Origin of the sequence: Companilactobacillus sp. HBUAS59699 (genome assembly GCF_036913575.1) — a bacterium.
In the GTDB taxonomy this organism is placed as follows: domain Bacteria; phylum Bacillota; class Bacilli; order Lactobacillales; family Lactobacillaceae; genus Companilactobacillus.
Map to the genome: position 1 here is coordinate 1 of NZ_JAYKTV010000002.1, position 19,445 is coordinate 19,445.

Genomic DNA, 19,445 nt, shown 5'->3' on the forward strand with positions numbered 1-19,445 from the left:
GTGAACTTCTTAACAAGCGACTTAATTAGTTTATCAAGAACCGAACATGATGTCAAGAACTTTTTTAAATTAATTATTTAACAACTTGAGAACAAGAAGCTCTGAAGTCGTTGTCGCCGTTGCTGTATCGCAACAACAGGTAATATATTACCAATTAGAATTGATGTATGCAAGTGTTTTTGCAAAAAAACTTCATTTTTTTTGTTTTTCTTTTGAAATTGCCGTCATAGCAGTCTTTATCCACTGATCTTTTTCACGTGCAATTGTCTTATAACCGATCTTATTCCTGTAATCTGTCCAGAAATGCTTGTGTAATATCGGTCTGCCTATCTTCTTCTTTTCCAATGCACGTATCGACAAACTGATCTTGCCATTGTATTCGTCAATTCCCATAACAATAACGTTCACTTTATCGCCTACATTATAGTTACTTTCTATGTTACTAACAAAACCATGCTTCAATTCTGAAATATGTATCAAGCCTTGTTCACCATTGTCGAGATTAACGAATACTCCATATGGTTGTACTCCGGAAATTGTACCGGATACTTTATCTCCAATTTTCATGATTTCCTCCATTAACTTTGTATTGAATCTATGCAACAATATATTGTAACAGATTATATAACAGAAACTGGTGACTAATATGAATAAAGAGACTTACGACATTACAATAATTGGTGGAGGCCCTGCTGGTATTTATGCAGCCTACTACGCTCGCCTTCGAAAACTCAACGTTGCTTTAATAGAAAGTTTGCCTAAATTAGGTGGACAACCTGAAACGCTATACGCTCAAAAGGACATCTATGATATGCCTGGTTACTCCAAAATATCCGGTACCGATGTTTCTAATAAGTTAATAGAACAATTACATCTGCTTAACTGTGATGAATACTTAGAAACTTCCGTCACAGACTTAACCAGAGAAGATGACATTTGGAAAGTAACTACTAATAAAGAAACTATCTATAGTAGTTCTGTAATTATTGCAATTGGTAATGGTGCATTCAAGCCACGTAAACTTACTTTTGATTATGATAAGGCCCTAGAGAAGAACAATCTAAGTTACTTCGTAAATGATATGGAAGAATATCGTGACAAAGATCTTGCTGTTGCAGGTGGTGGTGATTCCGCTGTTGATTGGGCAATTCACTTGAACGAATTGACTAAGCACACTTCAATCATTCATAGAAGAAACAGATATCGTGCTATGGAATCTAGTGTTGATGAATTAAATGATTCCAGCGTTGAACAACTCAATCCCTATATCATTAAAGATGTCCAATTCAATGCCGATGACCATGACAAGATCGATGTTACCTTAAAAATGATCAAATCTGATGATATCAAAGTTATAACTGTCGACAAGCTACTAGTAAATTATGGATTCATTTCTGATTCTAAGATCTTACGTGACTGGAACATTGAACTAGAAGGTCCATTCATCAAAGTTAGCCACGAAATGGAAACAAACTTGCCAAACGTATTCGCTATTGGTGATATTATTACTTACCCTGGTAAGTTGCAATTATTAGCCACAGCTTTTGCTGAAGGTCCGATCGCAGTCACTAAAGCTCTACGCAATATCTATCCAGGTAGAGATTACTTCCAACACAGTACTTCATTATTTGAGAAATAATTTTAAATTTCCTATACCTTTTAAAACTATTTTAAGCTAAGCTAGTATAATGTAGTTTAATTTGAAAATTTTGGAGTTGATTGATTGAGTTACATAATGAGTCTAGTCGACTTTATTCTGCACATTGATAGTCACATGATCAATATCGTGAATAACTTCGGGCTTTGGACATACCTTATACTATTTCTGATCATATTCATTGAAACTGGTGTGGTTATTCTCCCATTCTTACCTGGTGATTCACTAATATTTGCGGCAATGGCTCTGGCAGCTAACCCCAAATATGGATTATCCAGTATTGGATTGTTTTTCGTATTTCTATTTGCCGCTGTGATCGGCGATTCTATGAACTACGAAATCGGCGAGCATTTTGGTAAATTTGCCACCGAGAATCGATATTTGAGCAAACTAATAAACAAAGAGCACCTCGATGAAGCGCATGCCTTCTTTGAAAAGCACGGTGGAAAAACAATTGCCATCGGACGCTTCATCCCTCTAATAAGAACTTTCGTACCATTCGTTGCTGGTAGTGGTACGATGCATTACAGAAAATTCCTTGAATTTAATGTTATTGGAGCATTTCTCTGGGTGCTAGTTTGTTCACTAGCCGGACATCTTTTCGGAAATATTCCAGCAGTTCAAGAACATTTTTCAATGATTATCCTGGGAATCGTACTTGTATCATTAATTCCAGTTTTGATTACCGCTTTGAAAAATCGTAAGAAAAAAGCTGCTTAATACAGCAAAAGAAGCTAAGACACAATGTCCTAGCTTCTTTTTTTTGACATAAATTTCCAAATATTCAATCCTTCGAATAACACGAAGAACAATACAAAACACATAGTAAAGAACTCTTCAGGAAGAATGTTGATTACTGGATCTTTTCCTGGATCAAACAGCCAATCACTATTTCTGAACAACAACTCATGAAAAACAACGAAGAAGCCATCGAAATCGATCATCATCAAGATAACTAATACCACGCCGACAATGGCAATGTACTTAAATACCTTGTTGAAATAGGCTCGACGCTTACGTTGAAACCACAAATAGATTTCCGAGATAATGAATACACCAAAGTTCAGCATGAATAGTTTCTTACAATCCGCAAAGTGAAGTCTTCCCGCAACTGAAGATTGGAAATCATCCAACTTAAAGGTCGACTGAAAAGGATTGACCAAATAATTCATCATTTGATTGTAGTTGTGCATTATTCTTCCACTACTCATATAGACGATTTGATCCAAATTAAAATGACCGATGCTAAAGTAAAAAATACCGTAACTAGCAAAAATCGTTACAGTTATCGCCAAGGTCAAAATAAAGAACGCCATTACTATCGTATAAAATGTATCCTTCTGAAAATTAGACATTCCACAAATCAAGGCTTTCTACTTGATAAGTTGGCTTCTTAGCTTGAGCGGCAATGTCCTCATGGGTGCTGACACCTGTATAAACCATCAAAGTGTCCAATCCTGCACTTAAACCACATTTGATATCAGTATTATAGTTATCGCCAACCATAATAGCCGTCTCTGGATCAAAGCCTTTGGCGGAGACAGCAAAATCGACGATATCTCGTTCAGGCTTGCCGATATACTTAGCTTTTTGTTGTGTAGAAGTTTCAACCAATGAAATCACTGATCCCGCTCCAGGTACTAAGCCACGTTCATTAGGTAGATTAGTATCCGCATTAGTTCCGATGAAAAATGCACCACGCTTGATAGCCAAAGTAGCTAATTCAAACTTATGATAAGTAACATCATAGTCCAATCCCACAATAACAACGTCAGGATCAGTCTCATTCAAATGGATTCCTGTACCAAAAATGGCACTCTTCAAACCGTATTCACCAATCACATAAGCTGAATGATTCTCTGCGCCATCATCAAACATCTTCTTAACGTAATCTGCTGTAGCTAGTGATGGAGTAATAACTTGTTCAGCTGTCGCTGTAATTTGATGATTGTTCATCAAATTATCAGCCACTTGTTGTGGGGTCTTAGTAGTGTTATTCGTCAAAAAATAATAATTCAAATTATTAGCATTCAAATTATCTATAAATATCTTTGCTTCTGGAATCTTGTCCTTACCTCGGTACATAGTTCCATCAAGATCAATTAAGTATGTTTGGTACTTTTTCATTAGTTTTTCTCACCTATTTTTCTAATTTTAAAATTACGTGTTTTAGTAGAACCGTTGACTTTCTTCTTATTGTGATGTGTCACAGTTCTCTTCTTGTTCTTATGGATCTTAGGAGCATGCAAGTTAGTATTCTTCTTATTATGACTAGTTCCATGACTTGCATTTCTATTATTACGGATCTTACCCTTATGATTCCCGCGTTGTTGACCACGGCGTCGTTTAGAAATAGGTGTTTTTTTCTCTTTTTCAAGAACGAAATAAGCACAGCCAAAGTTACAATATTCTATCAAATAATCTTCTAAGTGGGAAATTCGATTATCAATGCCGCTTTCCTTCCGTTCATCCTCATAGAAGCCCTTAAATCTAAGTTGATCGTATCCCCAATCACCGACAATGAAATCATACTTATCGAGAACAGTATTATAACGTTCTTCGACCTTCTCTTGGTCAAAGCCATCATCATGGTTCTCAACAATATCGTATTTTTCACCATTGATCGTAATCAGTTTGTCAGTCAAGACGATAACATCAGCTTGTTTAGCAACTTCTTTTTCTTCTGGTTCCTGCAAAAATTTCACCTCACTTTTACAATGGATATTTTTTACTCAAATAATCACCAAAAACATTTCGTAAAAATTTAGGATAAAGAATCTCATTACGTCCAACAATTTCAATTGAAGGAAAATATGGCACGAACAAATAATGATCCAATAGTGCAAGACTATATTCCTTGTTCATCTGCAATTCTTCACCGTTAATATAAACATTTCTCTTTTCATCGATTGTGATACCACGATAAACTAGTTCGCCAAATATTTTACCACGGAATCCCTGACCTTTTTGATTATGGTTACGTAAATATGGACGATTTTTTTCCATTTCCATAATTAAGCGCCACACATCAGCTCCACGCATGGTTGTCTTCATAGCATGAATTGCATGCGGCAGTATATCGTGCAGGTCTTTTTCGGTAATTATTCCCTTGTGTAAGCTCTCCAAGAATAGTCCTGAACTTAAGACTCCGGCATCAGCATGAGTATAATCCATGATAGCATCTAAGCCCTCTTCGATAACAGCATTATCTGCTTGATAATCCTGACTCATGTCGTGAGGAATATTGGCCACTTTCTTCTCATCTAATAGTCGCTCGCCCTTTTCAAATTGGTCATTGATCCATTGCTTATCACCAGTTTGCTCAGGTAATTCTGAAGTCTTCTGTGTAGTAGCAACTTTTTTTATAACTTTGCCGTCATCTAAAGTTAGATTTATAGTTCCTACATAATAACCATACTTACCAGCAGCGGCTAGCAAAACTCCGTTATCTAGCTCACCATTCTTAAATAAGTGATGTGTGTGAGCGCCAATTATTACATCTATTTCAGGATGCTTCTTAGCGATCAAGCGATCCATCGAAACACCAAGATGTGATAGCAGAACTATGACACTGCAGTTTTGCTTTTTCAATTCATCTAACCACTTCGGCATCATTTCTTGGATGAGTCGTATATCCCAGCCTAATAGTGGATAGGTCAAAATATACGGTGCTGTGAATCCTAATATTCCAATTTTAGTATGAGCTTTTGTTTCTATAATAATGTAGGGTTTTACAAAACTAGCTAGTTTACTAGTCTCTTTATCATACAAATTACCAACGACAATTGGAAAATTAGCATCATCATACAGATGCTTCAACTCTTCTCGACTGTTACCTAATCCTTCATTATTGCCAATAGTAGCTGCATCATAATGAAGCTGATCCATCCATTGAATATTGGCTTGACCATTAGTTGCCTCACTCAATGGATGAGCTCGATCCATAGCATCCCCTATATCAAATAAGAAAAAATCATCTTCGGTGCTATTTTTTCTGGAATCGTCAATGAATCTTTTGATTTTTGGAAAATTTTCAAAATGAGAATGTAGATCATTGGTGTGCATGATTTTTATAGTTTCCATACAAGCCCCTACTTTCTATTTAATTTTGCAATATCGACTTTCTTTTTGTCGTACATTTCCAAAACTTCTTCACCACGCAAAGGTGAACCCCACGGCAAATCTTCTGATAAGTAATCTCTCTCGGGTGCGTCGACACCTACATTGATATTTTCTGCGATAGGAACACTATAATGATGAATATGACCATGTAAGTTGATGATCTTCTCAACTTTACCCAACAACATCGGATAGTGTGTGCAATAAAATTGATGATGATCGAACTTCAACAAAGCTCCCACATCTTCAAAAGTGTACTTGGGCTGGCCATCAGGCATAGTTGGATTACGCTTAGCTAAAAACTTAAACAATTCACGATAGTCATGATTTCCTTTGATCAAAACAATGTGACCGTTCAATTGTTTCAACATCGCATACGTATCTTCATTAGTTGGTGTGTTCTGAGGGCGCATTGAAATGTCGCCTAGATGATAGACCGTATCGTTATCGTCAACTCGAGCATTCCACGCATCGATCATTGCTTGGTTCATTTGATCAACATCACCAAAGTGCCTTGGAGCAAAGTTATTCGGCTCAAGTAACTGGTAATGATAAAAATGTGTATCTGCAATGAAATAATTCATTATTCAGCCTGGTCTTCTTTCAAATTAATTTTGTTTGCCTTTAGAATATCATTAAATGCGTCACGAATTCGACCTTCCGGCTTCTTCCATTCAATCCATTCCGACATATTCATCGGTGGTACGGTATAATTCTTATTAACGTAATCTTCATAGATGGCCACAGCTGATGAATGGGGAATATTTAGTTTAAGAATACGGACTTCTTTGATCAAGCCAAGTTCGGCTGCCTTTTCAGCACGTCCATTCATTAAGACATTTGCCATTTCATAATATTTTGTGCCATCATTACGTGTAATCTGCTCGATAATATCGAGTGATAGTTCTTCATTATCCATTTTATTCGTACCTCACAATTATTACTATCTATTAAGTATATAATATTCAGTTCCATAGGGAGTTAATTATGAATTCTAGAAATAAATCTCTTATTACTTTCGTACTAGCATTATCGATCTTTTTGTTTGCCAGTGGCTTCACCGTTATCGGTCATCGTGGTGATCCGATCAAAGCACCCGAAGAAACCTTCCAAAGTTTTGACACTGCCTTCTCTGAAGGTGCTGATTACGTTGAATTAGATCTGCATGTTTCCAAAGACAATGTCTTAGTCGTTTCACATGACAAAAATCTAGAACGTGTTACTGGTACCTCGTACATCGTATCCCAGCACAACTTCTCCGAACTCAGTCAACTGACTCAAAAAAATGGTGAACCCATCCACAGTTTGGATGAAGTATTTGCCCACTACAAGAACAATCCTAACGCAAAGTTCCTAGTTGAGACAAAGAAAACTAGTAAAGGTAACCCTCAAAATATGGAGGCTCTTTTGAAAACTTGCATTGATAAATACGGAATGCAAAAGCGTGTCATGTTTCACAGTTTTTCAACCAAAAGTTTGCAAAATGAAGCTGAACTAATGCCTGACATTCCAAGGATCTTTATCGCTGGAACTATTAAGCGTGTTAACTTTGAAGTCCTTTCATACGTTACTGGCGTGAATCTTTCATCAAAAATCATAACTCCCGAAATCATCAACACTCTCCATTATATGGGAAAATCAGTCTACATATGGGACGAAATGAATGAAAGTCCTAAAAAGTGGAATACGGTGATCAATATGCCGATCGATGGAGTGGTTACGAACTACCCGGCTACCGGTAATGAGTATCGTAACTTAAAGGATCAATCTAAGAGCGAGACTATCAATCAAAATGTCTATTATATGAGCAGTAAAGAGGAACCGATATATGAAAATCCTTATAGATTGATAAAAACTAGTAAATCAGTTCATCCCCTAGACGGATTCCACATCACTAATATCGTCAAGTTCAACGGCGAAGAATACGTTCAGTTAGGTGAGAATAAATTTGCTAACGCTGAAAGCTTTAATCCTGACTATGAATTGAGCGAATTACGTCCATACTTTGGAGCCAAAGCCGTTTATCGTGATCAGCAGCCTAATAATTATCTCTACGCTGAACCAAAGAAATCTTCCAAAATAATCGACTGGTTGGATCCTAATAAACCTGAACAGATCAAAGCTGTTCAAAAAACTAGCGGCAATACTTGGATCAAACTGAGTGGTGGCTGGATTCAAGCAAAATACGTTTTAATTCAATTAGTTGACGAAAACTACTTAGGTAACAACAGTCAACTAAGTTATCACAGCTTGCCAGTCAGTCAAAGATTCAGAAATATCGACTTACTCGAATATTTAACATCCTGGGAACCTGTAGCAAACAAACAGCTTCATAACACTACTTTAATAAGAGATCTACAAAAGAGTATTGCCCCATTTGAGTTTGACAATGAGAACGATTCTTTAAATCACATCTAAGTCAATTGGCTTAATGTAACAACGTCTGGTAAAATTTGGTAAAATAGCTTTTATAAATGAAAATCATTTCATGCGGAGGTTATAGATATATGTCTATAGATTGGGAAAAAGAAGTCGCACATCGTTCAGATGAATTGATCAATGATCTATCTGAACTAGTCAGTATCAATAGTCAAAGAGATATCGAGCACAAGACTAGTGATTATCCACTAGGTCCCGGACCAGCTCAAGCACTACAAACATTTTTGCATTTCGCAGAAAGAGACGGATTCACAACTAAAAATGTCGATAATCTTGCCGGTAGAATTGAATTTGGTGAAGGTGACGACACTATTGCCATACTAGGTCACGTTGATGTCGTTCCTGAAGGTCCAGGTTGGAAGACTGATCCATTCGAACCTGTTATTAAGGATGGAAATATGTATGCTCGTGGAACTAGTGATGACAAAGGTCCAAGTCTTGCTGCATATTATGCTCTAAAGATTATTAAGGAATTAAAATTACCTACAACTAAAAAAGTAGATTTAATTCTAGGAACTGATGAAGAGAGCGAATGGGTCGGAATGAACCATTATATGGAAAAAGAAACTATGCCTGAAACTGGTTTCTCACCTGACGCTGAATTTCCTGCTATCAATGGGGAAAAAGGTATCGTCTCCTTCAGAGTCAACTTTCCTACTCCAGAAACTGGCTTAGTCAAAAGCTTTGAAGCCGGAATTAGACCTAACATGGTGCCTCAAAATGCCACCGCAGAATTAGATTTGAACTATGGCGATGTCGACGCTATCAAAAATGCCTTCAATGATTTCTTGAAGAATAACGCTGAGATCAAAGGTAATATTGAGATAAATGAAGAAGTCGCTACAGTACATGTAACCGGTAAGGGATCTCATGCCATGGAACCATTCAACGGTGTGAACGCTGCAACTTATCTAGCTAAGTTCTTGAATGAACTTGACTTAAATGATAACCAAAAACTATACTTCAGCTTCATTGCTAACGAATTACATTTAGATTTTGCTGGTTCAAAACTAGGTATTCAAAACACCGATGATGTTATGGGTGATTTAACGATGACGCCTGATATCTTTGTCTTTGATAACTCTGAAGCAAGCATCCTCTTAAATATTCGTTATCCAAAAGGTGATACTGGTGATACCTTGACTGAGAAGATCAATGCTGCTTTGCCAGATGGTGTAAATGCTGTTATTGAGGGTCACAATCAACTTCCTCATTTCGTACCAGCTGACGATCCATTAGTACAAGCTTTAGTTGGTGCTTATCGTGATCACACCGATGATGACACTGAACCATTCACTGTTGGTGGTGGTACTTATGGTCGTATTTTGAAGCACGGAATTGCCTTTGGTGCAATGTTCCCTGGCGATGAAAATGTCATGCATCAACCAAATGAATACATCAATTTGGACAAACTATTCAAGTCAACAGCAATCTATGCTGATGCCATTTATAGATTAATAAAATAACTAATTAGCCAAAGTTCTGTGGAAGGTTCTTTCCATAGAACTTTTTTGTTTTTGCACTTATTATAAAATTTTATTATATAATTGGTGTATGTAACTTTTTAAAGGGGCTTATTTAAAAGTGAAAAATTTATGGAATAGCATTGTCTCAAGCTTTAAGAACATCAAGAGCTGGTCAGACTTTGCTGCTAGAGCTAACTTAACTATCGAAGTAATTCGACGAATCATTCTTTATATAATCGCAGGAATTCTTATCTTACTAAGTTTAGCCATTGGTCTCGGAATGGGATACGTTTCGGCCTTGACTAGTCAAGTCAGTGTGCCAACTAAACAAGAGATGAAATCAGAACTGCAAGACGTTAACAATTCTACTTCCTTGTACTTTGCTAACGATCAAAAAGTTGAAGATCTTCAAAAGGATCTTACCGGTAAAAGTATTCCGCTATCTGAAATGTCACCTTATTTGAAAAAGGCAATCGTTTCAACTGAAGATAGTGACTTCTATCGTCACAACGGTGTCGTTCCAAAGTCTATTTTTAGAGCCATTATTTCTGATATTACTGGAATCGGTGCTCAAACTGGTGGTTCAACTTTAACTCAACAAACTGTCAAGATGCAGATGTTATCATCTGAAACAACTTGGAAACGTAAAGCTGTCGAAATCTTCCTGGCAATGAGAGTTGACAAGTACTTCACCAAAGATGAGATCTTACAAGACTATTTGAATGCAGCAACCTTCGGAAGTAACAATAAAGGTCAAAACATTCAAGGTGTCCAAGCCGCTGCTAAAGGGCTATTTGGTAAAGATGCTGCTGATTTGAATATTGCTGAATCAGCCTTCATCGCCGGTCTTCCTCAGAGTCCATCGATCTATACACCGTATGATTCTACAACTGGTAAATTAAAAGATGACTACAGCTTAGGTTTAAAACGTAAAAACATTGTTCTCTATCGTATGTACCGTGATAAACAAATCACTGAATCTCAATATCAAAAGGCTAAGAAGTTTGACTTAGCAAGTGATTTCCAAAAACCTGCTAAAGCTAAAGAGAAAAAAATCAAGTATGGATATGTTTATAACTTGTTAACAGCACAAGCTGAAACCATCTTGATCAAACGCTTAGCCAAAAACGATGGCATTAAATACAGCGAACTCAAGAAGGACCAAAACCTTTACGACAAATACGCTGAACAAGCCACTACCGAATTGCACAACAAGAATTATCGAATTGACAGTACTATTGACAAGGATCTTTATATTGCAATGAATGAACAAGCACAATCATTCAAAGCTAACCTTGGTACAACACACAACAGTACTGCTACTGATCCTAATACTGGTAAAACTATCAAAGTCTCAGAACCAGTTCAAAACGGTTCCGTCCTTCTTGATAATAAGACCGGACAAGTATTATCATTCGTTGGTGGTGTGAACTTCAAGAAATCACAACTTAACCACGCTTTCAGTACAAATAGATCTCCAGGTTCATCGATCAAACCATTGATCACATTCGCACCAGCAATTGAAAATGGTTTGATCGGTTCACAAACTATGCTTGCTGACTTTAAGACCAAGTTCAAGAATTACTCACCTACTGATTACGGGCAAACAATTCAAAATCGTTTCGTATCAGCTCGTGAGACATTGGAAGAGTCATACAATATTCCTTCAGTTAACTTATACAATTACATAAGAAGCCAAGGTGTAGATTCAAGTAAGTATATGTCGAAGATGGGTATCGACTTATCTGACAAAGAATACAGTCAATTAGGTATTACCTTAGGTGGTACGGCTCAAGGTGTTACTGTACTTCAACAAGCCAGTGCTTTCTCTACCTTTGCCAATAAAGGTGTCCACGTAAATCCATATGTGGTCTCAAAGATCACTGACCCATCTGGTAAAACAATTTACGCTCATAAATCTACTAAGAAGCATGTCTTTAGTAAACAGACTTCATACATTATCAAGAATATGTTACATGGCGTTGTTACAAAGGGTACTGCCTCTGCCCTATCATACGAAGCAAACTTCAGTACTAAGAACTTGTTCGGTAAAACTGGTACTTCTAATGATTACCGTGATAACTGGTTCATCGGTAGTACCGATGGCATCACACTTGCATCATGGATCGGTTATGACAATGTCTACGGTCACAACTATAACTTAGCAAGTAATTCCACTGATATTAACCAAGAGTTATGGTCACGAATGGCTAATGCCGTTTACAAGCAAGAACCAGCAGCCATGAATGTCCATAAACAATTCAAAAAACCTTCCGGGGTAACGAGTTATAAGGTCGATAAAGAAACCGGTACTAAGACTGGTACGATCAAATACAACGGTATGAACGCTAAGGTCAATCAACATACGACTACTTCCCTATACTACAAAGGTAGTCCTAAAGAAATGTCCTATGGAAACTTCGCTATCGGAGCCAAAGCTAAGAATTACAAGCTATTCTGGAATAACTACTTCGGGCGCAGTAATGGCTATGGCGTCGTTACAACAGTTGGTGAAACTAGCAAGTCTGCTGACGAATTAGCTTCTGAGAATGGTAGTGGTCGTACTTCTGGTTTCAGCAATAGTACGAATAATAGTGACTCATCAGATGTCACAACAAGTACAACTACTTCAAGCTCATCTAGTTCTAGAACTACAAATTCTACAACTAGCAACGGAACCAGTGAGACTGGTACTGGATCTGGATCAAGCGGTTCAGGTTCAAATACAGGCTCAGGTTCAACCTCAACTGGCGACACAACCGCTTCAACCCCTGGTACTGACAACAGTGGTACTTCCGGATCTGAAACTGGCACTGGGGGCACAACCAATGAAGTCACCGGTGATGCAGCTGTATAAAACAATTTTTATCGATAAATCAAAATCTCGCATTCAATAATGAATACGAGATTTTTTTGTGGCCATCTTTTTTATTAAAATAATTATTCGATTTAATGAGCTAGTAATGATAGAATGAAAACGTTATTCTTATTGTCAAGATTAAGGAGAATCAAATGTACTTTAGTCCAGAATTTTTACAGAACTCGCTCTATGTAGTAGCAGCAGTGCTTATAATCTTTATGATTGGTGTATCTATTTATAAGATCAGCCACAATATTAAGTTTTGGGATAAGTCTTTTTCCCTTGCTGCTGTCGTCTTGTTAAACGTACTTTATTCGTTACTTGAAAGGTTTGTTAATCTACCCTACGAATTAAGTTCCGTTGTAACTGGCGGTCTTTCATTAGTATCATTAGGATATGTTGTAGTGATCTTGTGGGATCTACATAAACAAAAAAAGACACTAAACAATAAATAATTATTATCTTTGGGGGAAGCATCATGAACACATTTAGTAATGTCAGCAATACTGAATTAGCCAAGGACGTCATTACCATTGCTATTTCAGTTTTGTTAATCGTCATCTACGCAATTTATATTTTTTCAAAATGGAACAAGCAGGAAAAAATCTTCACTACCGACACGGTTCTACTTAGCTTGATCGTTGTCTATGCTATTTATACGACCTTTATCGGTTTCGTAAGTATTCCGGCAAGTCTAGAAATCGTTAATACTATCATTACTATTATCTTCATTATAGTATGTATCGTCTTCATTTATCGTTCTGCTAAAGAGCGTCGATCTACTAAGAAATGACCTTGATTGATGCCGCTGAGGGTGGTCGACAATTCCATCTGTCGTGGACCGGCTTAAGTCTTCGTCTTAAGCCTCGCTTGGAAGCCTGTAGTCTTCCAAGTCGTCCAGTGTACTAAGCGATAAATCGCTAAGTACACTTTTACGGCGGATTCCATTGTTGACCACCCTCAGCTAGTTTTGTATTACTTCTGAATTACCATCTACTTTGAAATAAAGTAATGTTAAAATTTTTATTTTACAAATTAAAATAGCATATCACAGCAACCGGATATTCATATATCCAAATTGCTACGATATGCTATTTTTGATTGATATATATATTTAGCTGGAGGTCAGCAGTAATAGAATCAGTGGCAAAAGTGGTGTTAATACGGTGATTTTTCGTATTTACAGCACTGGACGTCTTTCTTGATTTGCGGGTTTATGCAAAGCAAGAAAGCGAGATCTGAGACCGCATTTTGGCTCAGATCATCCCTGCCACAGATGGAATTACTGCTGACCGGAAGCGGAAGCAAAAACAATTATTTAGTTGATTCACGTTTTACGATCGAATATGGAAGTTTGATTGTATTGTCGTCGATTGATTCTTGGTTCATCATCTTAGTCAAGAGACGCATAGCAACAGCACCGATATCGTACAATGGCTCTTCGATTGAGCTCATCTTAGGACGAGTTACTTCACAAAGAACTGTGTCATTACTTGTGATCACTTCAAAGTCATCGGGAATCTTAACTCCAGACTTAACTGCTGAGTTCAACAAACCTGAAGCCAACAAGTCTTCTGTTACATAAGCAGCAGTTGCACCACTGTTCTTAACCGCATCCCAAATTGCTTCTCCAGCTCTAACTGAATATTCTGCTTCGAATACTAAGTTTGATGAGAAATTAATATGAGCTTTCTTCAAAGCCTTCTTGTATCCGTCAAGACGGAACTTGCCATCGATAGGATTCTCAAGACTACCACCAACAAAGGCGATCTTCTTGTGACCATTTTGAACTAATTGATTAACAACGCTGCATACAGCATCCGCAAAATCAATATTTACACTAGCTGTTTCGTTGTTCTTATCAACTGAACCGGCCAAAACGATAGGTGTTTTTGAATTTGACAATGTGCGCTTTAATTTCTTAGACAATTGCTTGCCCATGTAAATCAAACCGTCAACTTGCTTTGAAAGTAAGTTATTCAAGATTTGCTCTTCATCACCAACTGATTCTTGCAAGCTAGTCAAAATAATATTGTACTTGTACATTGAGGCAACATCATCAATACCTTTGGCAAGTGAAGCGTAGTACAGATCAGTGATGTCGGGTAAAATAACACCGATCGTTGTACTCTTCTTACTTGCTAATCCACGAGCTACAGCATTTGGACGATAGTTCAAACGATCAATAACTTCGAGAACTCTCTTTCTTGTTTCTTCTTTTACATTTGCGTTTCCGTTAACTACACGAGATATTGTCGCCATGGAAACGTTGGCGGCCTCGGCTACGTCATATATTGTTACTACTTTTTTTTCCATTAATATCCACTCTCTCAAACAAATTTCCATTTAGATAACTCTAATTTATCAAAAGTTTTCACATTTTGCAAGCGGTTTCCATATTATCACTACAAGTTTTCATATTTTTTCAAAAAGAAAATCATTTTCAATGATATACTTGGTACAAAATTATAAAGGAGTATTTTTCATGAAGACGCAACTAATTGAATTACAAAAGTACTTATCAGAAAATGGTTACGACGCTGCATACGTGTCAAATCCAACAGACATTAACTATTTTACTGGATTTTACAGTGAACCGGAAGAAAGAATTTTGGCTCTTTTAGTTTTTCCTGACAAAGATCCATTTATCTTTGCCCCTCAACTAGAAGTAGAAGCTGCTAAGAAGGCTGGCTGGGATAAAGATGTTTTCGGATACTTAGATCACGAGAATCCATTTGAACTAATGGCTGGCCACATCAAGGATGCCGTTGGCATCCCTGCTAAATGGGCAATTGAAAAAGACGATCTTTCCGTTGAAAAACTAGAATCCATTAAGAAACAATTTCCAGATGCAACATTCCCTGGCAATCTTTCACGATACATGGAAAATGCCAAATTGATCAAGACCAGTGAAGAGATCGAAAAATTAAAGGCTGCTGGTGCTGAAGCAGACTACGCATTCGAAGTTGCGTTTAAAGCTATCAAAGAAGGCCGTACAGAGCAAGAAATCGTTGCGGAGATAGAATACGCTATGATGAAAAAAGGCGTTATGCACATGAGTTTTGACACAATCGTTCAAGCCGGTGATAATGCGGCTAATCCACATGGTGGTCCAGAAAAGAATGCTATCAAACCTAACGAATTGATTTTGTTTGATCTTGGTACAATTCATGACGGTTATATCAGTGATGCATCAAGAACCGTTGCCTTTGGCAAACCTGATGATAAGTCCCTTGATATCTATAAAGTCGACTTGGAAGCTAATCTAGCAGCTATGGATGCAGCTAAACCTGGTATCACTGCTGCAGAATTAGATAAAGTTGCCCGTGACATCATTACTAAGGCTGGCTACGGTGAATACTTCATTCATCGACTTGGTCACGGTATGGGTACTTCAGAGCACGAATTCCCATCAATCATGGAAGGTAATGACATGGTACTTAAACCAGGTATGTGCTTCTCTATTGAACCAGGAATCTATATTCCACACGTTGCTGGTGTTAGAATTGAAGATTGTGTTTATATCACAGAAGACGGCTGCGAACCATTTACACATACATCAAAAGAATTAACATATATCGATTAATAACAAAAATCCATCCGAATGATCATTCGGATGGATTTTTTAATTTTCTGAGTCATTATTAAAATTTTCTGAAGCACCACTAGTTGCATCTGCATCATCTGAATCTTCTGTATTTTTCTTAGAAGATGTTTCCAAATCCCCTTCATCAAAAACAATGTTTGATGCATCTTCATCTTCACGGATCTTATCTGCCGTAGCGAGCATTTGTTCTTTTAGAGCATCAGTTTTCTCAGTAAAATTATTAACTAAATCATTATTACCGGCAAAACCAACGCCACCATTATTAAAATCACCACGAATGGTTTTAATATTTTCCAATGCTGCTTGTCCAGACTCACTTGTCAAATACTTCGAAGCTGCATAACCGGCTGCACTACCTAAAATTATTCCAAGTAAAAATTGATTATTCTTCATAATTATCTCTTCTTTCTTGGCATGAATTTGGCAATTGTTTTAGCAAGCGTAGCAACATTTCCAATTGTCATAATGTTTTGTAATCCAAATCCTGAACTAGGTTTCTCAGCAGTAGCATTAGCTGACTTCTTACCTAAGTTCTCCACTGTATCAAACAATGGATTTAGTTTACTAGATTTACTATTTACATCGTCCATCAAAGTATTTGTCTTATCAACTAATTGATTAGTTTGTTGCATGATATCATCAGTATTCTTTGATAGTACTTCAACCATCTTGGTTGTTTCCTTAACTGTATCCTGTAACTCATTCAATAACTTAGCTGTTGAAACAAGCATCTTAGCTAAATACAATACCAAAACTACAAAAGCCAGTGCAGCTATAAGTCCTGCGATTTGTCCCAATGTCATAATGTAATCCTCCTGTATGCGCTCTCTATGTTTCTCGTACTTTATACTAGCATTATAACAATCTTACGGCAATTAATTACCAATTAATCCAATTTTGCCACTCATTCTCGAGTTTTCTGATGGCACGTCCACGGTGGCTTATCTTGTTCTTCTCATCCATTGAGATCTGCCCCATCGTTTTACCCATCTCTGGCAAATAAAACAACGGATCATATCCGAAGCCGTCATCGCCTTCTGGTAAAGTAGCAATCAAGCCTTTTACTTCACCTTCAACAACTAGATCATCATCATTATTAGGATTGGAAAAGACTAACGTCGTAACAAATCTAGCCGTTCGCTTCTCCATGGGAATACCACCCAATTCAGATAACAGCTTAGCATTATTGGCAGCATCATTGTGATCACCAGCATAGCGAGCAGAATAAATACCCGGTTGTCCGAATAATGCATCTACTTGCAAGCCTGAGTCATCAGCAATCGTTGGTAAATTAAATTTTTGCATTACTGCATGAGCTTTTAATTTTGCATTCTCTTCAAAAGTCGAACCTGTTTCTCTAACATCTGGAAAATCCGGGAAATCTAATAGAGTCTTCAATGTGATCTCTGATTCATCAAAAATTCGCTTAAATTCCTTTGCTTTGTTAGGATTTTTAGTAGCAATGATTATTTCTTTCATTCTTTATCTCCTACATTAACTAAACTTATCTCGTCAACATCCGTCTTCAACCATTCTTTGGCTAAGCGTTTGAATTCAGGTAATCCACTAGTAGCGTGTAATTTAATACTACCGTTATTATTATCGTCCGTTAATAAGTGATTAGCTTCTAGATAATCCTTGACGTATGATACTGTTTCTACTCCAGAGTCAATTAACTTGATCTTGTCTCCTAACACTTCTCTGATCTGTGGCTTTAACATTGGGAAATGTGTACATCCCAAAACTAAAGTATCAAACTTAGGATCCTTGTAAGGTTTCAAAGTTTCGGCAATGTTCTTCTTAGCAGTAGCCGAATCAGCTTCGTCATTTTCTACAAACGATACAAAATCTTGTGCAGCAATTCCTAGAACGTCAATTGAAGGATCTGCCGCTTCAATTGCCTTACTATAACTCTTGGATCTAATGGTAGCCTCTGTACCAATAACTCCAACATGCTTTGTTCTTGTGCTTAAACTTGCGGCAACTGCCCCAGGTTGAATGACACCAAACATGGGAATGGAAAATTCATTTTTTAACGTTGGCAAAGCATTTGCCGTTGCTGTATTGCAAGCATAAATAATAACCTTAGCATCTTGCGAGATAAGATACTTTACCAACTCACGTGTATATTCAGTGATCTGTTCTTTAGTCTTAACACCATATGGCATTCTAGCTTCATCACCAATAAATACGATGTCTTCATCTGGCATTTGCTTGATAACTTCTTTAGTAACAGTTAAACCGCCTAATCCTGAGTCTAATAACCCGATTGGTCTTTTATCACTCATAGTGCACCTTCTATTTTTTTATTTCTCTATTTAATTAAAATTCTTATGCTGGTGTTATACAATAGCTTAAAAACCTAATAGTCTAATGATATAATAAATTGTCTAGAAAAAGGAGTAAAAATAATGGCCGCAAAATCTAAAGATGCTTCAAAAAATACTGAAGAAGAGTTAACTGACATCCCTGACGTTTTAAAATCTGGCAAAGACGGTGAAAGCGCAGATGAGTTAACTGAAAGTTATTTTGCAGTTTCAGTACTCCGTGATTTCGTTCTCCCTGATCTGTTGGACAAAGATACTGTTGAACTACTGTACTGGGCTGGAAAGAACCTAAGTAGACAGTTGATTCTTGATATGACAAGTCTACCAGAATTATTCTCAAAGGCTGGTTTGGGCAAGCTGGAAATTACTAAGCAAACCAAAAACAGCTATCAATATACTTTGACTGGTCCCGAAGTAGAACAACGTTTTAATCTTAACAACGACAATCCAGAATTCTCGCTCGAAACCGGAATAATTACTGAAACTGTCGAAAAGACTATTGAGGCTTTCTGTTTAGGTACATATACTGTCAACAGCAAAGCAAAGAATGTTTCAATTAAAGTTCAAATTGATCGAAACTAAAGTTTACAACAAAAAAGATGCTTAGGCAAAACCGCCTAAGCATCTTTTTTTATGCAAATTATTTAACTAAATAATTAGTCTGTGTAGCCATCAAGAATCTTAGCTAATTGAGCCTTGCTGTGGAAACCAGTCAATTTCTCAACTACTTCGCCGTCTTTTTTGATAACCAATGTTGGGATAGCCATAATTCCAAATGATTCTGGTGTCTTTGGATTAGCATCAACATCCATCTTTGTAAATTTAACAGCATCATTCTCTTCTGACAATTGTTCAATCACTGGTGATTGCATACGACATGGACCGCACCATGTTGCCCAAAAGTCTGTAATTACAACGCCATCTTTTGTTTCTTCAGCAAAATCCTTATCTGTTAGTTCATCAACCATAA

The 19,445-nt window shown here is 37.1% G+C and carries 20 protein-coding genes and 1 pseudogene; 9 read left to right on the top strand and 12 right to left on the bottom strand.

What is annotated here, in order from left to right:
• Window positions 1-192: 192 nt before the first annotated feature.
• On the bottom strand, window positions 193-567 hold the full coding sequence (locus U8519_RS03590) for a CvfD/Ygs/GSP13 family RNA-binding post-transcriptional regulator (protein ID WP_334328971.1): 375 nt from the start codon (window positions 565-567) through the stop codon (window positions 193-195).
• A 79-nt stretch (window positions 568-646) separates the two neighbouring features.
• On the opposite strand from U8519_RS03590, the gene U8519_RS03595 reads away from it, so the two are divergent.
• Together U8519_RS03595 and U8519_RS03600 are read left to right on the top strand one after the other, a co-directional pair.
• Window positions 647-1,639, top strand: coding sequence for an NAD(P)/FAD-dependent oxidoreductase (locus tag U8519_RS03595; protein ID WP_334328972.1), 993 nt, complete (start codon window positions 647-649; stop codon window positions 1,637-1,639).
• Between the two features lie 93 nt (window positions 1,640-1,732).
• Complete coding sequence (locus tag U8519_RS03600; RefSeq protein WP_334329500.1) at window positions 1,733-2,377, top strand: DedA family protein; 645 nt, start codon at window positions 1,733-1,735, stop codon at window positions 2,375-2,377.
• Between the two features lie 29 nt (window positions 2,378-2,406).
• Here the strand turns inward: U8519_RS03600 and U8519_RS03605 are convergent, their stop codons facing one another.
• From U8519_RS03605 to U8519_RS03630, 6 genes are read right to left on the bottom strand one after another with little or no spacing between them, the layout of a single operon-like run.
• Entirely contained in the window at window positions 2,407-3,012 is a 606-nt protein-coding gene (locus U8519_RS03605) for a TIGR01906 family membrane protein (protein ID WP_334328973.1), read from the bottom strand.
• Window positions 3,005-3,784: a TIGR01457 family HAD-type hydrolase gene (locus U8519_RS03610; protein WP_334328974.1), complete on the bottom strand. Its 780-nt coding sequence runs from the start codon at window positions 3,782-3,784 to the stop codon at window positions 3,005-3,007. The genes U8519_RS03605 and U8519_RS03610 overlap by 8 nt, the downstream gene beginning before the upstream one ends.
• The gene (locus U8519_RS03615) at window positions 3,784-4,353 is read right to left on the bottom strand and encodes a YutD family protein (protein WP_334328975.1); all 570 of its coding nucleotides are present in this window, start codon (window positions 4,351-4,353) and stop codon (window positions 3,784-3,786) included. The genes U8519_RS03610 and U8519_RS03615 overlap by 1 nt, the downstream gene beginning before the upstream one ends.
• A 16-nt stretch (window positions 4,354-4,369) precedes the next feature.
• Window positions 4,370-5,740 carry a bifunctional metallophosphatase/5'-nucleotidase gene (locus U8519_RS03620; RefSeq protein ID WP_334328976.1) on the bottom strand — a complete coding sequence of 457 codons (1,371 nt, stop codon included), beginning with the start codon at window positions 5,738-5,740 and terminating at the stop codon, window positions 4,370-4,372.
• Between the two features lie 8 nt (window positions 5,741-5,748).
• Window positions 5,749-6,360 (bottom strand): metallophosphoesterase, encoded by a 612-nt coding sequence (locus tag U8519_RS03625; protein WP_334328977.1) that lies wholly within the window; start codon window positions 6,358-6,360, stop codon window positions 5,749-5,751.
• On the bottom strand, window positions 6,360-6,695 hold the full coding sequence (locus U8519_RS03630) for a hypothetical protein (RefSeq protein ID WP_334328978.1): 336 nt from the start codon (window positions 6,693-6,695) through the stop codon (window positions 6,360-6,362). Before U8519_RS03630 ends, U8519_RS03625 begins: the two co-directional genes overlap by 1 nt.
• 68 nt (window positions 6,696-6,763) lie before the next feature.
• Between U8519_RS03630 and U8519_RS03635 the strand changes: the two genes are divergently transcribed.
• The 5 genes from U8519_RS03635 to U8519_RS03655 all read left to right on the top strand — a co-directional run bounded on the left by U8519_RS03635 (window position 6,764) and on the right by U8519_RS03655 (window position 13,334).
• Window positions 6,764-8,194: a glycerophosphodiester phosphodiesterase family protein gene (locus U8519_RS03635; RefSeq protein WP_334328979.1), complete on the top strand. Its 1,431-nt coding sequence runs from the start codon at window positions 6,764-6,766 to the stop codon at window positions 8,192-8,194.
• A gap of 89 nt (window positions 8,195-8,283) precedes the next feature.
• On the top strand, window positions 8,284-9,681 hold the full coding sequence (gene pepV, locus U8519_RS03640) for a dipeptidase PepV (protein WP_334328980.1): 1,398 nt from the start codon (window positions 8,284-8,286) through the stop codon (window positions 9,679-9,681).
• A 118-nt stretch (window positions 9,682-9,799) separates the two neighbouring features.
• Window positions 9,800-12,538: a transglycosylase domain-containing protein gene (locus U8519_RS03645; RefSeq protein WP_334328981.1), complete on the top strand. Its 2,739-nt coding sequence runs from the start codon at window positions 9,800-9,802 to the stop codon at window positions 12,536-12,538.
• 155 nt (window positions 12,539-12,693) lie between these two features.
• Window positions 12,694-12,996 carry a hypothetical protein gene (locus U8519_RS03650; protein WP_334328982.1) on the top strand — a complete coding sequence of 101 codons (303 nt, stop codon included), beginning with the start codon at window positions 12,694-12,696 and terminating at the stop codon, window positions 12,994-12,996.
• 23 nt (window positions 12,997-13,019) lie between these two features.
• Entirely contained in the window at window positions 13,020-13,334 is a 315-nt protein-coding gene (locus U8519_RS03655; protein WP_334328983.1) for a hypothetical protein, read from the top strand.
• Between the two features lie 521 nt (window positions 13,335-13,855).
• On the opposite strand, the gene ccpA is transcribed toward U8519_RS03655, so the two are convergent.
• Entirely contained in the window at window positions 13,856-14,857 is a 1,002-nt protein-coding gene (gene ccpA / locus U8519_RS03660; RefSeq protein ID WP_334328984.1) for a catabolite control protein A, read from the bottom strand.
• A 169-nt stretch (window positions 14,858-15,026) separates the two neighbouring features.
• On the opposite strand from ccpA, the gene U8519_RS03665 reads away from it, so the two are divergent.
• Complete coding sequence (locus U8519_RS03665; RefSeq protein ID WP_334328985.1) at window positions 15,027-16,127, top strand: M24 family metallopeptidase; 1,101 nt, start codon at window positions 15,027-15,029, stop codon at window positions 16,125-16,127.
• Between the two features lie 39 nt (window positions 16,128-16,166).
• On the opposite strand, the gene U8519_RS03670 is transcribed toward U8519_RS03665, so the two are convergent.
• From U8519_RS03670 to U8519_RS03680, 3 genes and pseudogenes are all read right to left on the bottom strand, one after another.
• The gene (locus U8519_RS03670) at window positions 16,167-16,541 is read right to left on the bottom strand and encodes a hypothetical protein (protein ID WP_334328986.1); all 375 of its coding nucleotides are present in this window, start codon (window positions 16,539-16,541) and stop codon (window positions 16,167-16,169) included.
• Between the two features lie 2 nt (window positions 16,542-16,543).
• Entirely contained in the window at window positions 16,544-16,951 is a 408-nt protein-coding gene (locus U8519_RS03675) for a DUF948 domain-containing protein (protein ID WP_334328987.1), read from the bottom strand.
• Window positions 16,952-17,027: 76 nt separating this feature from the next.
• Window positions 17,028-18,436 (bottom strand): annotated as a pseudogene (locus tag U8519_RS03680) (XTP/dITP diphosphatase).
• A gap of 123 nt (window positions 18,437-18,559) precedes the next feature.
• Between U8519_RS03680 and U8519_RS03685 the strand changes: the two are divergent.
• Complete coding sequence (locus U8519_RS03685; RefSeq protein ID WP_334328988.1) at window positions 18,560-19,057, top strand: DUF2507 domain-containing protein; 498 nt, start codon at window positions 18,560-18,562, stop codon at window positions 19,055-19,057.
• 74 nt (window positions 19,058-19,131) lie between these two features.
• On the opposite strand, the gene trxA is transcribed toward U8519_RS03685, so the two are convergent.
• Window positions 19,132-19,443, bottom strand: coding sequence for a thioredoxin (gene trxA / locus U8519_RS03690; RefSeq protein ID WP_334328989.1), 312 nt, complete (start codon window positions 19,441-19,443; stop codon window positions 19,132-19,134).
• Window positions 19,444-19,445 lie beyond the last annotated feature (2 nt).

Bases quoted from the DNA above. Each gene is read 5' to 3' on its own strand.
- U8519_RS03595 (WP_334328972.1), top strand. From the start codon at position 647: ATGAATAAAGAGACTTACGACATTACAATAATTGGTGGAGGCCCTGCT.
- U8519_RS03590 (WP_334328971.1), bottom strand. From the start codon at position 567: ATGAAAATTGGAGATAAAGTATCCGGTACAATTTCCGGAGTACAACCA.
- U8519_RS03685 (WP_334328988.1), top strand. From the start codon at position 18,560: ATGGCCGCAAAATCTAAAGATGCTTCAAAAAATACTGAAGAAGAGTTA.
- U8519_RS03620 (WP_334328976.1), bottom strand. From the start codon at position 5,740: ATGGAAACTATAAAAATCATGCACACCAATGATCTACATTCTCATTTT.
- U8519_RS03635 (WP_334328979.1), top strand. From the start codon at position 6,764: ATGAATTCTAGAAATAAATCTCTTATTACTTTCGTACTAGCATTATCG.
- U8519_RS03630 (WP_334328978.1), bottom strand. From the start codon at position 6,695: ATGGATAATGAAGAACTATCACTCGATATTATCGAGCAGATTACACGT.
- U8519_RS03655 (WP_334328983.1), top strand. From the start codon at position 13,020: ATGAACACATTTAGTAATGTCAGCAATACTGAATTAGCCAAGGACGTC.
- U8519_RS03665 (WP_334328985.1), top strand. From the start codon at position 15,027: ATGAAGACGCAACTAATTGAATTACAAAAGTACTTATCAGAAAATGGT.
- pepV (WP_334328980.1), top strand. From the start codon at position 8,284: ATGTCTATAGATTGGGAAAAAGAAGTCGCACATCGTTCAGATGAATTG.
- U8519_RS03610 (WP_334328974.1), bottom strand. From the start codon at position 3,784: ATGAAAAAGTACCAAACATACTTAATTGATCTTGATGGAACTATGTAC.
- U8519_RS03650 (WP_334328982.1), top strand. From the start codon at position 12,694: ATGTACTTTAGTCCAGAATTTTTACAGAACTCGCTCTATGTAGTAGCA.
- ccpA (WP_334328984.1), bottom strand. From the start codon at position 14,857: ATGGAAAAAAAAGTAGTAACAATATATGACGTAGCCGAGGCCGCCAAC.
- U8519_RS03670 (WP_334328986.1), bottom strand. From the start codon at position 16,541: ATGAAGAATAATCAATTTTTACTTGGAATAATTTTAGGTAGTGCAGCC.
- U8519_RS03625 (WP_334328977.1), bottom strand. From the start codon at position 6,360: ATGAATTATTTCATTGCAGATACACATTTTTATCATTACCAGTTACTT.
- U8519_RS03675 (WP_334328987.1), bottom strand. From the start codon at position 16,951: ATGACATTGGGACAAATCGCAGGACTTATAGCTGCACTGGCTTTTGTA.
- U8519_RS03605 (WP_334328973.1), bottom strand. From the start codon at position 3,012: ATGTCTAATTTTCAGAAGGATACATTTTATACGATAGTAATGGCGTTC.
- trxA (WP_334328989.1), bottom strand. From the start codon at position 19,443: ATGGTTGATGAACTAACAGATAAGGATTTTGCTGAAGAAACAAAAGAT.